Consider the following 15,233-nt stretch of genomic DNA (forward strand, 5'->3'; position numbering starts at 1 on the left):
ACCTTCACCATCGATCCCATTACGGATGCGCGCCTGGCAACTTCATCGGCACGGTGATCCCGAGCGCGGCCTGCGGCTCGCGGAGGTCGCCGATCCGCAGCCCGGGCCCGGTCAGGTCCTCATCCGGGCCGAGGGCTTCGGCATCAACTACGCCGATGTGATGGCCGTGCGCGGCCTCTACCGCGAGGCCCCGCCGCTGCCCAGCGTGCTGGGCTATGAGGTGGTGGGCCGGGTGGTGGAGTGCGGTCCGGGCGTTTCCCCCGCGCTGCAAGGACGCCGGGTGGTGGCGTTGACACGCTTCGGCGGATATGCGGAACTGGCGCTGGCGGATGCGCGGGCGTGCGCTCCGGTTCCCGATGGGCTGCCGCTGGGCGTGGCCGCCGCGCTGGCCACCCAGGGCTGCACGGCCTGGTACGCCGCGCGCATGGCCGTGCCGCTCCGTGCCGGCATGCGGGTGCTGGTACACAGCGCCGCCGGTGGGGTGGGGCAGCTGCTCGTCCAGCTGGCCTTGCACAGCGGATGCACGGTGTTCGCCGTGGCCGGCGGGGCGGAAAAGGTGGCCCACCTGCGGGCCTTGGGTGTGCAGCATCCGGTCGACCGGTTGGCGGGGCCATACGATGCCGCCGTGCGGTCCGCGCTCGCCGGCGCGCGGCTCGATGTCAGCTTCAACGCCGTGGCGGGGCGCAGTTTCCGCACGGACATGGGCCTGATCGGCAGCGGTGGCACGGTCGTGCTATTCGGTGGTGCCCAACGCGGCAGCGGCGCGGGTCCGTTCGCCACCCTGCGCTTCGTGTGGGACATGGGCCTGGTGGTGCCCATCTTCCTGATGATGCGCAGCAAGGGCATCGTCGGCATCAACATGTTGAAGCTCGGCGACCACCGGCCCGAACTCGTGGCCGAATGCCTTCAGGCCGTGGTGCATGCTACGGCCGGGGGAATGCTGCGGCCGCACGTGCACGCCACGCTGCCTGCGAAGCAGCTTCCCTCAGCGCTGCGCGCGCTGGGCTCAGGCCTCACACTCGGCAAGGTGGCCCTGTCGTGGGCCGATGATCCGGTTCAGGGATCGGGGACGACCTCGGCGCGCTGATCGAGCCACTGGCGGGCCTCACGCTCATCGTTGAACACCCGCGTTTCGCCGTGGCGTGGGAAATAGCTGAAATAGAGATCGGCCAGTCGTTCGTTCAACGGGCTTTGGCCTGCGAAGGCCAGCCGTCGCGTGAGGCAGCCCCCGTTGGCCTTGCTGTGGTCCACGTTCAGGACGTTCAGTTCAAAGTCGACCTCCGGCGGCATCACCGCCAACACATCGGGGCTGTCGACCCCGCACAGGGTACGTTTCGCGCTCACGACCTCGCCGATCCCCTCCACATCCAACTTCACATCCGGCTTGAAGCGCACCTCGATCAGCTCCGCGGAGACACGCTCCACGGTGGCCGTCGCTGTGTCGATCAGGGAAGGATGTCCGTTCATGGCGGCAAAGGTGATCGTATGCGTGCATACGAAATAAGGCTTACTCCCTCATTCACAAATAATAACGACCACCGGCCGCGCCTGCTGTCAGGGGCCCCTGCGGACCGACCACCGGAGCGGACTAGCTTCACTCCATGTCCGAACCCCTTCGCTCCGCGATCGACATCTACTTCCGCGGCGAACGCGTCGAGATGATCGCGTTCCTCGCCTTCGGCTGTGCACTGGTGGTGGCCGCCGCGCTCCTGTGGATCTCGGCGGACCGCTTTGCACGTGCGCTGTCCGTGACGCTCGGTCTGATCGCGGTGGCGGCGTTCAGCGTGGCGGTGCCGCTGCTGTTGCGCGATGGGCCGCATGCGGTGCGGCTGCGCGAGCGGCTGGCACAAGGCCAGGAAGCCGGTGTTCGCGCGGATGAGGGTGCACGCATGGCGGTGGTGAACCGCAACTACGCCACCTACCGCTACCTGTATGCGGCGTGCCTGCTGGCCGCATTGGCGCTCATGCTGTTCTGGCGCAACCCGACCACCTCGGGCATCGCCGTGGGTCTCATGGTCTTCGCCGCCACAGGTCTTGTGGTGGACCACTGCTCCGGGTCGCGCGCGGCGATCTACGCCGAAGCACTTCAGGTGCGCTGATGCCCGATCAGTCTCACCCGAACAACGCGCTGAGCACCTCGTTCACCTGCCCCACCGGCACGAGCTCGATGCCCTTCACCGGGCCGATGCCCTTGGTGCCCTTGGGCACGAACACGCGGGCGAAGCCGAGCTTCTGCGCTTCGGCGATGCGCTGTTCGGTGCGCGTCACGGGGCGGATCTCGCCGGTGAGGCCCACCTCGCCGCAGAACGCGGTGTCCATGGGGATGGCGATGTCGGCGTTGCTGCTGAGCACGGCGCACACCACGGCCAGGTCGATCGCGGGCTCCTCCACGCGGAAGCCGCCGGCGAGGTTGAGGAACACATCCTTCTGCCCGAGCCGGAAGCCGCAGCGCTTCTCCAGCACGGCGAGGAGCATATTGAGGCGGCGCAGGTCGAAGCCGGTGGCGCTGCGCTGCGGCGTGCCGTACACCGCGCTGCTCACCAATGCCTGCACTTCGATCAGCAGGGGGCGCTGTCCTTCGAGCGTTGCGCTCACGGCCACGCCACTGGGCCGCTCGCGCCGGTCGCCGAGCAGCACCTGGCTGGGGTCCTCCACGGCGGCGAGGCCCGTGCCGTGCATCTCGTAGATGCCGAGCTCGTTGGTGCTGCCGAAGCGGTTCTTCAGCGGGCGCAGCAGTCGGTACGCATGGTCGCGGTCGCCCTCGAACTGCAGCACGCAGTCCACCATGTGCTCCAGCACCTTCGGGCCCGCGATGAAGCCGTCCTTGGTGATGTGGCCGATGAGCACGAAGGGCACGTCGGTCACCTTGGCGAAGCGCATGATCTCGGCGGTGCATTCGCGTACCTGGCCCACGCTGCCCGGGCTCGCATCGAGCGTGGCGGTGTGCAGGGTCTGCACGCTGTCGATCACTACCAGCCCCGGCTCCAGCGCCTCGATGTGCTTGAAGATGTTCTGCGTGTTGGTTTCCGTCAGGACGTAACAGCTTTCGGAGCGGCGAGTGTCGAGTGGCGAGTGTCGAGTAGCATCACTCGTCACTCGCAACTCGCCACTCGACACTTGCAAGCGCTCGGCGCGCATCTTCACTTGGTGTTCGCTCTCCTCGCCGGAGACGTACAGCGTCTTCAGGTGCGGGTTGCGCAGCGCGGTCTGCAGCAGCAGGGTGCTCTTGCCGATGCCGGGCTCGCCTCCGATGAGCGTGATGCTGCCGGGCACGAGGCCACCGCCCATCACGCGGGCGAGCTCACGGTCGCTGAGCGGAATCCGCGGGCCGTCCTGTGCGGGGATGTCGCCGATGGCGACGGGCCTCGGGGTGCGGCTCTTCACACTGGCCGGCGTACCGCGCTTCTCCTCCAGGCGGTCGCGCACCTCCTCCACCAGCGTGTTCCACTGCTTGCAGCTGGGGCATTGCCCGAGCCATTGGGGAAAGGCCGAGCCGCAGCTCTGGCAGACGAATTGGGAGCGGACCTTAGCGGCCATCTCCGATCGGTGTGTGTAGGCGAGCGAGGAGGATCATGTGACCGGACAGGGCGTTGGTGACGAGCATAGCGGGGGCTACGTGAGGGACCAGCAACGCAGGATGGGCACATGCGACCCTTGCGCAGCCCGAACGACCGGTCGGAGTGGGCCGCTCAGCCACGGCGGATCCGCTCGACCAGGGCGGTGGTGGAGAAGCCGTTCACGAGCTTCAGGCTGTGCACGCTGCCGCCGCGGGCCTTCACCACGTCGGCGCCCACGATCTGCTCGGGCTTCCAGTCGCCGCCCTTGGCCAGCACGTCGGGCTGCAGGGCGGTGATCAGCTCCAGCGGGGTGTCCTCGTCAAAGACCACCACGGCATCCACGCAGCGCAGGGCGGCCACTACCAGCGCGCGGCTCTCCTCATCGTTGAGGGGTCGATCGGCGCCCTTGCCCAGACGGCGCACACTGGCGTCGCTGTTGATGCCCACCACCAGGCGGTCGCCGAGCTGCGCGGCTTCCTCCAGGTACTCCACGTGGCCGCGGTGCAGCAGGTCGAAGCAGCCGTTGGTGAACACGATGCGGTCGCCCTTCACGCGCCAGACGTGGACCAGACGCACGGCACCGACGCGGTCGGTCACGTGGGGGTGAACGCTGGCGGGGGCGAGATCGGTGGTCATGGTGTGCTGCGCTTACGGGCGACCAAAAGTAGCGAGAGGCCGCCGAGGCTGATGATCATGAGCGTCTGGGCCACCCACAGCAGCCAGCCCATGGCCAGGGCCTCGGGGCGGATGACGCCGCCCTCGCCGCCGGACATGTACACGCTGACGATGAGGGCCACGAAGGCGGGGTAGGCGCCGATGCCGCCCTGAACGAGAACGATGCCCACCGATCCTGCGATGAACCCGGCCATCACACCGGCAGGGGGCACCTCCCGGGTCTCGGGCAGGGCCATGAAGCCCACCCAGAACATGGCCACGTACAGCGCCCAGATCAAGACGGTATGGAAGAGGTACGGGCCCTTGTCCGGCGTGCGCAGGATGGAACGCACGCCTTCCACGAAGCCGCGGACGCCGTCCATCACCCGTGCACGCAAGGTGGGACGGGTGAACACCAGGAACGCGGCCACGGCCGCACCGATGACCACGAGCGCGAGCACCCACCAGCCCAGGCCCTGACCATCAGGGCCGGGGGCCTGTTGCGCGCGGAACGCGGCGATGCGTGCCTGGAAGAGGTCGATCATGTCGGCCTGCAGCAGCAGGGTGACGCCGGCGATGCCCAGCAGCATCACCATGTCCACGGCGCGTTCGGCGAGGATCGTGCCGAACCCCTTCTCGAAGGGCACGCCTTCGGTGCGGTAGAGCATGGCGGCCCGGCTGGCCTCTCCGGCGCGGGGCAGCAGCATGTTCATGAAGTAGCCGCCCATCACGGCATGATAGCAGGACCAGAACCCGGGCTCGTGGCCCAGATGGCGCAGCAGGTAACGCCAACGCCATCCCCGGCTCACATGGCTCAGCCAGCCCAGCAGGTTGCTGAGCACCAGCCAGGGCACCGAGGCGCGGCCGAAGGCCTCGAACAGGGCCGCACGCTGACCATCGTCCAGCTGGCGGTAGAAGTGGAGCACAAGCCAGATGCCCAAGGCCACGGGCACCGCCACCTTCAGGGTGCCCCAGACCGCCTTGCGCATGGGTCCTACGGCTTGAGCGTATTGGTGCGCTCGTCGGGGAAGATGATGGTGGGGCGGTAGGCGCGGGCCTCCTCCAGGGTCATGTGGGCGTAGGCCACCACGATCACGATATCGCCCACGCTCACCCGCCGGGCGGCAGGGCCGTTGAGGCAGACCACCCCGGAGCCGCGCTCCCCTTTGATCACGTACGTGTACAGGCGGTCGCCGTTGTTGACGTTCAGTACTTGCACTTTTTCGCCTTCCACCAGGCCGGCGGCATCGATCAGATCCTCGTCCAGCGTGATGCTGCCGATGTAGTTGATGTCGGCCTCGGTGACGCGGACGCGATGGATCTTGGCGCGGAGGACTTCGATGGTCATGGGCGGTCCGCGGAACGCGGGCGGCAAAGGTATCGCCACCGGCTCATCCGCGACGCAGGTCCAGGTTGTCGATCAGCCGCACCGGGCCCACGTGGGCGGCGATCAGGGCCACGGCCCGGTCGAGCCCGTCCCAACGGGTGAGCGGGGCGAGGGTGTCCGGGTGGGCGATGCCCAGGTGGTCAAGCTGGATCTCCGGATCGGTGGCCAGGACATCCAGTCCCGCCTGGCGGGCTTCCTCCACGCCGTGGTGGAAGGCGAGATCGGCCACGGCCTGCAAGGCCCGGTACAGCAGCGGTGCGCGTGCTCGATCCGCCGGACCGAGGCGTTGGTTCCGGCTGCTCATCGCCAGGCCATCGGCTTCGCGCAGGGTGGGGCAGGGCACGATGACCGTCGGCCAATGGAGCGTGGTCGCCACGTGGCGGATGATGGCGAGCTGCTGTCGGTCCTTTTCCCCGAAGAAGGCCATGTCAGGCCGCACAACGTGGAACAGGCGTTCGACCACGTTCACCACGCCTTGGAAGTGGCCGGGACGGCTGGGCCCTTCCCAATGCTCGTCCAGACCGTTGAGATCGTATCGCAAGGGACTGAAGCCTCGGTACAGGCCCTCGGCGTCGGGCTGGAAGAGCAGGTCGCAGCCGGCCTCCGCCAGGAGCCGGGCATCGGCCTCAGGCTGCCGTGGGTAGCGGGCGAGGTCCTCGGGGTTGTTGAACTGCAGGGGGTTGACGAAGATGCTGGCCGCCACCCAGTCGCATCGGCGGCGGGCCTCCGCCACCAAGGCCAGGTGCCCGGCGTGCAGGGCCCCCATGGTGGGCACGAAACCGACGCGTCCCCCCTGGCGGCGCTGTGCGGCGCTCCAAGCGGCCGCCTCGGATGGGACGGACAGTCGGTCCATGACGGCGGAAGTCCTTGTCCGGCAGGGAGAAACGTCTTTCCGGACCGGCGCCAAGCTAGGACACGCGGTTGAAGGTCCGCCGGAAAGTCTATATTTTTGTACCCGTTTTCCCCCCATCCCTTCCGAATGAGCCTGAAGAACGCGAAAGTCCTGACCATCGCCCAGTCGATCCACCCCTTCCTGGAGGAGCACGAGATGGCCCAGGCCACGCGCCAGCTGCCGCAAGGCATTCTGGAGTGCGGCAACGAGATCCGGGTCTTCATGCCCAAGTTCGGATGCATCAACGAGCGGCGCCACCAGTTGCACGAGGTGATCCGGCTCAGCGGGATGAACCTCATCATCAACGACACGGATCACGCCCTGCTGATCAAGGTGGCCAGTGTGCCCAGCGCCCGCATGCAGGTGTACTTCATCGACAATGAGGAGTACTTCAAGCGCAAATGCACGTGGAACGACAAGGACGGCGCGTTCCACCCGGACAACGACGAGCGCGCGCTGTTCTTCAGCCGTGGAGTGCTCGAGACCGTGCGCAAGCTGGGCTGGGTGCCGGACATCATCCACTGCCACGGCTGGATGACGGCCTTCGTGCCCCTGTACGTGAAGCATCACTTCAGCGACGATCCCCACTTCGAGAACGCCAAACTGGTGTTCAGTGTGTACGATGAGAAGCCGGAGCCCCTGGACAAGGGCCTGGCGCGCAAACTGGAGCTCGAAGGCTTCTCGAAGGACCTGTTCAAGGGTCTGGGCAAGCCCACCACGGAGGAACTGTACAAGTTCGGCATCGAGATGAGCGATGCGGTGGTGAAGGGCAGCCCCAAGCTCGGCAAGGGCCTGGAGAGCGCCATCAAGGCCAGTGAGAAGCCGTTGCTGGCCTGTCCGGCGCAGGCCGACCTGATCACGGCGCACGCCGAGTTCTACCAGAGCGTATTGGAGGAAGCCTTGGTGTGACCGCCTTGGCCTCCCCACATCCCCTTCGTTCCAGGCGCCTCGTGCTCGGGGTGCTGGTCGTGCTGGCCCTGGGTGCGTGCAAACGACCCGAGGATGAGCTGGGCCGCGACCTGATCGACCCGGCCGATACGTTGGGCCTGGTGGTGACCGACACCACGACCCTGCTGGCCTGGACGGTGCGCGAAGAGCCGGTGAAGACCAATGGCTTGAGCCGCAATGCCCTCGGCAGCTACGTGGATCCGCGCTTCGGTACGGTGCGGGCGCGCATCGTCACCCAGGTGCGGCTGAGCACGAACAACGTGGGCAGCGGCCAGGACAACAGCGGGCTGGTGATCGATTCCGCCGTGCTGGCCCTCCGGTTCGAGGACAGCGGCCCGGTGTACGGGGACCTGAGCGCGCAGCGGTTCACCGTGCACGAGATCACCGAGGCCCTGTCCCTGGACAGCACCTACCGCGTGGATGACGTGCCCGGCACGGTGCCGACCGATCTGGTGCGCTCACATGCAGGCCTCATCACCCCGCGACCCGTGGTGCGCCCCGTGGTGGGTGGCGACACCTTGGGCCCCCAGCTGCGCATCCCGCTCGATCCGGCCTTCGGGCAACGGTTGTTGGGCCGCTTCGGTACGGCGGACATGGTGGACAACACGGCCTTCCTCAGCTACCTGAAGGGTCTGCTCATCGGGGTGGACAACCCCGGTCAACTGCCCGGTCAGGGGGGTATCCTCTACCTCAACCTGCTGCTGGCCGAAAGCAAGCTCACGCTTTACTACCGCAACACCCTGCCGGGCGCCGAGGACACCCTCAGCTTCGACCTGCTCATCAATGACAACAGCGTGCGGTACACGGTGATGGAGCATGGCCATGACGCGGCGGTGGAGCCCGGTCTTCCGGAAGCTTTGGCCGACACCACTTTAGGCGGGACCTGCTTCGTGCAGTCGCTCGGTGGCCTGCGGACCCGCATCGCCCTTCCGCATGTGCTGGACTACCCCGAGCGTGAACTGCGCGCCCTGGCGAAGGCCGAACTGGTGGTGCCGGTGCGGGGGGACTGGCCCGATGCACTGTCGCCGTCGGCAACGCTCTTCCTGTTCCGGAGCAACGATGAAGGCGAGGACCTGCTGCTGCCCGATCAACTGACCTCGGGCCTTTCGATCGGGGGCGAACTGGACGAGGACGACCGGGTGTACCGCTTTGCCATCACGCGCTACATGCAGCGGCTGCTCAACGGTGACTATGGCAACACCGGTCTGTCCATCGTACCGGGCAACGGTGGCGTGGCCGTGGACCGCACCGTGTTGCGCGGCCCGGAGGATGCCGAGGACCCCATGCGGCTCATCCTTACTTTTACCACATACTGACCGGCCATGTGCGGTATCGTAGCCTACTTGGGTGACAAACAGGCCTATCCCATCCTGATCAACGGCCTGCGGCGCCTGGAGTACCGGGGCTACGACAGTGCCGGCGTTGCCCTTCTGGACGGTGGCGTGCTGACGATCCACAAGTGCCAGGGCAAGGTGAGCGACCTGGAGGCCCATGTGGATGGCCGTTCGCATGCGGGTACGGTGGGCATCGGCCACACGCGGTGGGCCACGCACGGTCCGCCCAACGACATCAACGCGCACCCGCACCAGAGCACCAGTGGCGATCTGGCGTTGATCCACAACGGGATCATCGAGAACTACGCGCCGATCAAGGAGGAGCTGCTCACCCGCGGCCACGTGTTCCGCAGCGACACGGACACCGAGGTGCTTGTGCACCTGATCGACGACATCCAACGCACCGAAGGCGTGGACCTGGCCGAGGCCGTTCGGTTGGCCCTGGAGAGCGTGGTGGGCGCCTACGCCATCGTGGTGCTCGATCGCAAGGACCCGGATGTGATGGTGGCCGCGCGGAAGAGCTCACCCCTGGTCATCGGCATCGGTGACAACGGGGAGCACTTCGTGGCCAGCGATGCCACACCCATCGTGGAGCACACCAAGAACGTGGTGTACCTGGAGGATGGCGAGATCGCGGTGATCGACCGACGTCAGGGCCTCAAGATCCGGAACATCAAGAACCAGGTGAAGACGCCGTTCATCCAGGAACTGGAGATGCACCTGGAGGCCTTGGAGAAGGGCGGCTATGACCACTTCATGCTCAAGGAGATCCATGAGCAGCCGCGCAGCATCCGCGACAGCTTGCGGGGCCGCCTCAACCTGGCCAAGGGCGAGGTGGTGCTGGGGGGCATCAAGGACTACGAGCAGAAGTTCGTGCAGGCCAAGCGCATCCTGATCGTGGGCTGCGGCACCAGCTGGCACGCGGGCCTGGTGGGCGAGTACCTCTTCGAGGAGCTGGCGCGCATCCCCGTGGAGGTGGAGTACGCCAGCGAGTTCCGCTACCGCAACCCGATCATCAACGAGGATGACATCGTGATCGCCATCAGCCAGAGCGGCGAGACGGCCGATACGATGGCCGCGATCGAACTGGCGAAAGGCCGCGGGGCCACCATCATCGGCATCTGCAACGTGGTGGGCAGCAGCATCGCCCGGGTGACGCATGCCGGCTCGTACACCCATGCCGGACCGGAGATCGGGGTGGCCAGCACCAAGGCCTTCACGGCCCAGGTGACCGTGCTGACGCTGATGGCCCTGATGATCGGCCAGAAGCGAGGCACCATCAGCGGCAGCAAGTTCTACCGGCTGTTGAACGAGCTGGACGCCATCCCCGGCAAGGTGGAGGCCGTGCTCCGCAACGAGGCGCAGATCAAGTACATCGCCGACATCTACAAGGATGCCGCGAACGCCCTGTACCTCGGCCGCGGGTTCAGCTTCCCGGTGGCCCTCGAGGGTGCGCTGAAGCTCAAGGAGATCAGTTACATCCATGCCGAGGGCTATCCGGCCGCCGAGATGAAGCATGGCCCCATCGCCCTCATCGACGAGGAGATGCCCGTGTTCGTGATCGCCACCAAGGGCGCGAGCTATGAGAAGGTGGTGAGCAACATCCAGGAGGTGAAGGCGCGCAAGGGCAAGGTGATCGCCATCGTCACCGAGGGCGACACCGTGGTGAAGGGCCTGGCCGACCACGTGATCCCCATCCCGGAGACGCCCGACCCCTTCGTGCCCCTGTTGAGCGTGATCCCCTTCCAGCTGATCAGCTACCACATCGCCGTGATGCGGGGCTGCAACGTGGACCAGCCGCGGAACCTGGCCAAGAGCGTCACAGTGGAATAGGCGCCGAGAACACCCATGTGCTCATGTGCCCATGCGGGCATGTGCGCATGGTCCACAACTCCAGTTCCGGTTGGCTCGGAAGAGCTGGCTCGCTTCGGTGGAAGCGGCATCGGGCCCGCTTCAAGGAGCAGTGGTGGGCCTCCTGGGCTTCGCCCACATGAAGACCTGCCGGTTGTTCCGGTAGGGATCCAGGTCTTTGGTGAATAACAGGTGCCCGAGGTCCAGCAAGGGCAGGACGCCGAAGCCCCCGAAGGTGATGCCGTAGATGATCGGCACCCCCGGACGGGTCCCGAGGTAGATGCGGTGCGCCCCGAACGTACCGAGACCAACGGCCAGCACGCTGGCCACCAACCGTTCGGGCTCCCGCCGAAGGCTGTCCGCCGGGGGCAGAGGTGTGCCCGCAGGCATCCACGGACCGGCGGCGGACGCAGGGGCCGTGGCGCCCAGCAGCAGCCATACCATCACGCTTACGCCTCCCCATCGGCACATGCGGCCAAAGGTATCCGGGCGGGGAACGAAGGATCTAGCGTCCGGCCGTGTACCGCCGCTCCACTTCGGTCCAGTTCACCACGTTCCACCAGGCGGCGACGTAGTCCGGACGGCGGTTCTGGTAGTGCAGGTAGTAGGCGTGCTCCCATACATCGAGGCCGAGGATCGGGGTGCCGCCGCAGCCGGTGCCGGGCATCAGGGGGTTGTCCTGGTTGGGGGTGCTGCAAAGGTCCAGTTTCCCGCCCGGCTGCACGCAAAGCCAGGCCCACCCGCTGCCGAAGCGCGTGATGCCGGCCTGGCCGAACTTCTCCTTGAAGGATTCGAAGGAGCCGAAGGCCGAGGTGATCGCCTCGGCCAGCGCACCGGCGGGCGTGCCACCGGCGTTGGGGCCCATGATGGACCAGAAGAGCGTGTGGTTGTAGTGGCCGCCTCCGTTGTTGCGCACGGCCATGTTGGTCATGTCGAGGCCTTTCAAGATCTCCTCGATGCCCTTGCCATCGAGCGGGGTGCCATCGATGGCCTTGTTCAGGTTGGTGACGTAGGCCTGATGGTGCTTGCCGTGATGGATCTGCATGGTGAGGGTGTCGATCACGGGTTCCAGGGCGGCGTGCGGGTAGGGGAGTTCGGGGAGCTGAAAAGGCATGGTGGTCAGTGAGTTAGGTGGTGCGGGAGCGGCAACCGGGGCAAAGATAGCCACACCGAATGCCGCCGCCAGTTTGGAATGTGCTGGAACTCACTACATTTGCCGCCACTTTCACCAAAACACCACCACGTCAATGACCAAGAAGTTCGCTGTGCTGGCCGCCATGGCCGCACTGCTCGTCGCCTGCGGCGGTCCGAGCGCTGAAGAACTGGAGGCGAAGGCCAAGGCCACCGCTGACAGCATCGCCAATGTGCTCCGCATGGACAGCATCAAGGCCGCTGAGGCTGCCGCTGCTGCCGCTGCTGCCGCTGCTGCTGTGGACAGCACCGCCGGTGCCATGATGGACAGCGCCGCCGCAAAGGTGGAGGGCGCCGTGGACGCCGCCAAGAAGGCTGTGGGCCACTAAGCCGACCCAAGATCCAGCAGAAGGGGGCCGCGAGGCCCCCTTCTCTTTTGCTGCCGGGCTCAACCGCCGGTGCGCAGCCGCTCGTCCGCCTTGAGGAAGATGCTGTCGCTGTCCAGCAGGATGCGATAGAAGCCCTCGTTGCCCCAGACATTCCGGGCGATGCCCGCCTTGAGCCGCTGCTCGATGGCCTTTGCGCTTTGGGTGCGTTCCGCAGGACGATCGGCGATGCCCTCCTTGGCGGCATGGGCGACCAGGTCGGCCCAAAGCCGGTCGTCCATCCGGAACCGGTCACGGAACACGAGGGGATCCCCGAAGGCCTCGAAGCGTGCACGGTCGCGGTCCACCACATCGAAGGCGAACTGGTTCAAGGTGCCGCTGAAGAACAGCTCGTTGAGGAAGCGGGTGGTGCCGGCGGTGTCGGCGGCCACGAAGAGGTCCGGAGTGATCCCTCCGCCACCGTACACGACGCGGCCGCTTCCGGTGCGGAACACCTGGGCGGAGTCCACCTGGGCGCTATCGGCGTGTAACAGTTCTCCGTGGTCGAAGCGCGCGGCCAGATCATCGGCATAGTCGATCCCCTCCCCGTAGGGCCGCTGAATGCTTCGGCCGCTGGGGGTGTAATAGCGGGCGGTGGTCAGGCGCACGGCGCTGTGATCGGGCAGGTCGAGGTGTTCCTGCACCAGGCCTTTCCCGAAGGAGCGGCGGCCCACGATCGTTCCGCGGTCATTGTCCTGCACCGCGCCGGCCAGGATCTCACTGGCACTGGCGCTGCCTTCGTCGATCAGCACGGCCAGGGGCACCGTCTCCAGCAGCCCGTTGCGCGTGGCGCGGTAGTCCTGGCGCGGATGCGAGCGGCCCTGGGTGTACACGATCATCCGGCCCTCGGGCAGGAACTCATCGGCCAGTTCGATGGCCGCGTTGAGGTATCCGCCGCCGTTGCCACGCAGGTCAAGGACCAAGCGCTGCATGCCGGCCTGCTGCAGAGCCCGGGCCGCGTCCACGAACTCCTGGTGTGTGGTGCGTGCGAAGCGCACGAGCTTGATGTATCCGGTGCCATCGGGGCGGAGCAGGCTGGCGGCCACGCTGGTGATGGGGATCTTGCCGCGTTGGATGGTGACCTCGAAGGGGCGGGCCTGGCCCTTTCGCACGATGGACACGGTGACCGAGCTGCCGCCCGGGCCGCGCAGGCGCTCCATCACCTGTTCGTTGGTGATGTCCATGCCGGTCATGGGCTTCCCGTCGGCGGCCACGATGCGATCGCCGGCGCGGATGCCCAATGCGGCGCTGGGGCCGCCTTCCACCGGGGCGATCACCACCACGGTGTCGTGCTGGATGGCGAACTCCACCCCGATGCCCTCGAAGCTGCCTTCGAGGGGCTCCTGGGCGGCGCGCAGTTCGGCGGCGCTGATGTAGTAGCTGTGGGGGTCGAGCCGTTGCAGAAGGTCCTGGATCACCTCCTCCACCAGCTGCGTCTTGGCCACGGTGTCCACGTACTGCCGGTCGATGAGGTCGAGCACCTGGTCCACCTTGTCGGAGGGGCTGGTGCCGGGGGCCACGAAGAGGGCGGGCAGGGGCATGTGCTCGCGGCGCATGCCGTGGCCGATGAAGAGTCCGGCCACCAGGGCCAGGCTCAGCAGCAGCGGCACCGCCGGGTGGATGGTGCGGGGGTCCCTCATGCAGGGTCGGGTTCGAGTTGCTGCAGGGCCACCCCGCCACGCGCCAGAAGGTCCAGGCCGGAGGGGTCCTTGTAGGCGGTGAGGTACACGAGGCGCTTGATGCCGGCCTGCAGGATGAGCTTGCTGCACTCCTTGCAGGGTGAATGCGTGAGGTACAACGTCGCACCCCGCGCATTGTTGGTGCTGCGGGCCACTTTCATGATGGCGTTGGCCTCGGCGTGCAGCACGTACCAAAGGGTCATGCCGCTCTCATCCTCACAGTCGTTGGGGAAGCCGGTGGGGGTGCCGTTGTAGCCGTCGCTGATGATCATGCCCTCCCTCACGATGAGGGCGCCCACCTTCTTGCGTGTGCAGTGGCTCAGCTTCGCCCATTCCTGGGCCATGCGCATGTAGGCGCGGTCGTAGCGTTCCTGCTTCTTGGGGTCGGAATAGACCAACTGCTCCTGCGTGCCCATGGATCCTTCATGTGCCCATGCGGCCATGTGCTCGTGTGCCCATCAAATGCACAAGTCACCCGGTCAGGCCATGACCACATGCTCGCATGAGCACATGGGCACATGTTCTTGGTACCCAGGGCGGGACTCGAACCCGCACGAATTGCTTCACTGGTGTTTGAGACCAGCGCGTCTACCGATTCCGCCACCTGGGTAGGGGGCACGAAGGGTGCGAAGATAGCGGGCTGGAGCGGCTTCGACAGTCCCCTCAGGTCCACCTTCCCGCTCAGGATGAGGCCGTCTTGTCCTTCCTCACGGGACCAGTACCGGAATACTTGGCCTGATGCGACAAGGGCATTCGTGGGTTGGCCGAACGGGTCACTTCAGGCAAGCGGAGTACTTCTTGATCTTATCACCATCCTTCGCATCCACCGTGATGTCGATGGCTTGGTCGTTCACATGCACTCGGAACAGCTCGACCATGTGCTCCGAGAGCAATGGATAGAACCGTTGGTCGACCGCATAGGTCAACGTGTATTGCGTTTTGATCACAGGCGGTGTCGTGGAAGTGCCTGGGCTGGCCACGAACGTGACCGGTGTGGCCGTGTTCGTGTTCCGGTAGTGGAGCGTATCGCCATTGGCCAGCTTGGTGATCATCAGGTTGCCCGGCTCCACCTTGAAGGATCGATCATGGGGGTAGGTCAAGGTGATCGAGATCTCCGGCTTGTCGCCGACCTTGCCGACACCGATCCCGATGCCGCCTCCCATTCGAATGCCTTCAGCGACGATGTGCTCTCCGGTCAGTGGGTCCTTCCGGTCGATCTTGAACTTGCATTTCTGGGCCTGACCTGTTCCAGGAAGCAGGATCAGCGACACGATGATCGCGGATGATCGGATGAGGTTGATCAGGTGATCCGGCAACATGCCGAGCTCCGTGCCGTACATGGGTGTTGGGGTTGATGGGCGAAGTTAGCGGCTTA

At 66.2% G+C, this 15,233-nt stretch carries 17 protein-coding genes and 1 tRNA gene; 6 read left to right on the plus strand and 12 right to left on the minus strand.

Annotated features, from left to right (window positions below; translation table 11 throughout):
• Positions 1 to 25: 25 nt before the first annotated feature.
• Positions 26 to 1,087, plus strand: coding sequence for a zinc-binding dehydrogenase (locus IPJ87_15640; GenBank protein ID MBK7943282.1), 1,062 nt, complete (start codon positions 26 to 28; stop codon positions 1,085 to 1,087).
• On the opposite strand, the gene IPJ87_15645 is transcribed toward IPJ87_15640, so the two are convergent.
• Positions 1,057 to 1,467 carry an STAS/SEC14 domain-containing protein gene (locus IPJ87_15645; GenBank protein MBK7943283.1) on the minus strand — a complete coding sequence of 137 codons (411 nt, stop codon included), beginning with the start codon at positions 1,465 to 1,467 and terminating at the stop codon, positions 1,057 to 1,059. The two genes, IPJ87_15640 and IPJ87_15645, sit on opposite strands and share 31 nt — an antisense overlap.
• Positions 1,468 to 1,601: 134 nt before the next feature.
• Between IPJ87_15645 and IPJ87_15650 the strand changes: the two genes are divergently transcribed.
• Positions 1,602 to 2,099 (plus strand): hypothetical protein, encoded by a 498-nt coding sequence (locus tag IPJ87_15650; GenBank protein ID MBK7943284.1) that lies wholly within the window; start codon positions 1,602 to 1,604, stop codon positions 2,097 to 2,099.
• A gap of 13 nt (positions 2,100 to 2,112) precedes the next feature.
• Here IPJ87_15650 and radA read toward each other — a convergent pair whose 3' ends face one another.
• The 5 genes from radA to IPJ87_15675 form a co-directional block, all read right to left on the minus strand.
• Entirely contained in the window at positions 2,113 to 3,537 is a 1,425-nt protein-coding gene (radA, locus tag IPJ87_15655; GenBank protein ID MBK7943285.1) for a DNA repair protein RadA, read from the minus strand.
• A 152-nt stretch (positions 3,538 to 3,689) separates the two neighbouring features.
• Positions 3,690 to 4,193 carry a D-glycero-beta-D-manno-heptose 1-phosphate adenylyltransferase gene (gene rfaE2 / locus IPJ87_15660; GenBank protein ID MBK7943286.1) on the minus strand — a complete coding sequence of 168 codons (504 nt, stop codon included), beginning with the start codon at positions 4,191 to 4,193 and terminating at the stop codon, positions 3,690 to 3,692.
• Complete coding sequence (locus tag IPJ87_15665; GenBank protein ID MBK7943287.1) at positions 4,190 to 5,200, minus strand: flippase-like domain-containing protein; 1,011 nt, start codon at positions 5,198 to 5,200, stop codon at positions 4,190 to 4,192. Before IPJ87_15665 ends, rfaE2 begins: the two co-directional genes overlap by 4 nt.
• A 5-nt stretch (positions 5,201 to 5,205) precedes the next feature.
• Positions 5,206 to 5,559 carry an aspartate 1-decarboxylase gene (locus IPJ87_15670; GenBank protein ID MBK7943288.1) on the minus strand — a complete coding sequence of 118 codons (354 nt, stop codon included), beginning with the start codon at positions 5,557 to 5,559 and terminating at the stop codon, positions 5,206 to 5,208.
• Between the two features lie 43 nt (positions 5,560 to 5,602).
• Entirely contained in the window at positions 5,603 to 6,451 is an 849-nt protein-coding gene (locus IPJ87_15675; protein ID MBK7943289.1) for a pantoate--beta-alanine ligase, read from the minus strand.
• A gap of 132 nt (positions 6,452 to 6,583) precedes the next feature.
• Here IPJ87_15675 and IPJ87_15680 point away from each other — a divergent pair, with 132 nt between their 5' ends.
• From IPJ87_15680 to glmS, 3 genes are read left to right on the plus strand one after another with little or no spacing between them, the layout of a single operon-like run.
• A complete protein-coding gene (locus IPJ87_15680) occupies positions 6,584 to 7,399 on the plus strand; it encodes a glycogen/starch synthase (protein ID MBK7943290.1) in 816 nt (271 codons plus the stop codon).
• A gap of 41 nt (positions 7,400 to 7,440) precedes the next feature.
• A complete protein-coding gene (locus tag IPJ87_15685; GenBank protein ID MBK7943291.1) occupies positions 7,441 to 8,754 on the plus strand; it encodes a DUF4270 domain-containing protein in 1,314 nt (437 codons plus the stop codon).
• A 6-nt stretch (positions 8,755 to 8,760) separates the two neighbouring features.
• The gene (glmS, locus tag IPJ87_15690; protein ID MBK7943292.1) at positions 8,761 to 10,605 is read left to right on the plus strand and encodes a glutamine--fructose-6-phosphate transaminase (isomerizing); all 1,845 of its coding nucleotides are present in this window, start codon (positions 8,761 to 8,763) and stop codon (positions 10,603 to 10,605) included.
• A gap of 120 nt (positions 10,606 to 10,725) precedes the next feature.
• Here glmS and IPJ87_15695 read toward each other — a convergent pair whose 3' ends face one another.
• Both IPJ87_15695 and IPJ87_15700 read right to left on the minus strand, forming a co-directional pair.
• The gene (locus tag IPJ87_15695; GenBank protein MBK7943293.1) at positions 10,726 to 11,094 is read right to left on the minus strand and encodes a TM2 domain-containing protein; all 369 of its coding nucleotides are present in this window, start codon (positions 11,092 to 11,094) and stop codon (positions 10,726 to 10,728) included.
• A gap of 34 nt (positions 11,095 to 11,128) precedes the next feature.
• Entirely contained in the window at positions 11,129 to 11,737 is a 609-nt protein-coding gene (locus IPJ87_15700; protein ID MBK7943294.1) for a superoxide dismutase, read from the minus strand.
• Between the two features lie 133 nt (positions 11,738 to 11,870).
• On the opposite strand from IPJ87_15700, the gene IPJ87_15705 reads away from it, so the two are divergent.
• Entirely contained in the window at positions 11,871 to 12,143 is a 273-nt protein-coding gene (locus IPJ87_15705) for a hypothetical protein (GenBank protein ID MBK7943295.1), read from the plus strand.
• Between the two features lie 59 nt (positions 12,144 to 12,202).
• On the opposite strand, the gene IPJ87_15710 is transcribed toward IPJ87_15705, so the two are convergent.
• The 4 genes from IPJ87_15710 to IPJ87_15725 form a co-directional block, all read right to left on the minus strand.
• Complete coding sequence (locus IPJ87_15710) at positions 12,203 to 13,819, minus strand: S41 family peptidase (GenBank protein ID MBK7943296.1); 1,617 nt, start codon at positions 13,817 to 13,819, stop codon at positions 12,203 to 12,205.
• Positions 13,816 to 14,274 carry a dCMP deaminase family protein gene (locus tag IPJ87_15715; GenBank protein ID MBK7943297.1) on the minus strand — a complete coding sequence of 153 codons (459 nt, stop codon included), beginning with the start codon at positions 14,272 to 14,274 and terminating at the stop codon, positions 13,816 to 13,818. The genes IPJ87_15710 and IPJ87_15715 overlap by 4 nt, the downstream gene beginning before the upstream one ends.
• 109 nt (positions 14,275 to 14,383) lie before the next feature.
• Positions 14,384 to 14,468 (minus strand) — tRNA-Leu (locus tag IPJ87_15720).
• A gap of 163 nt (positions 14,469 to 14,631) precedes the next feature.
• Entirely contained in the window at positions 14,632 to 15,198 is a 567-nt protein-coding gene (locus IPJ87_15725) for a hypothetical protein (protein ID MBK7943298.1), read from the minus strand.
• Positions 15,199 to 15,233: the final 35 nt, after the last annotated feature.

The sequence above is a fragment of the Flavobacteriales bacterium genome (assembly GCA_016713875.1).
Classification (GTDB): domain Bacteria; phylum Bacteroidota; class Bacteroidia; order Flavobacteriales_F; family PHOS-HE28; genus PHOS-HE28.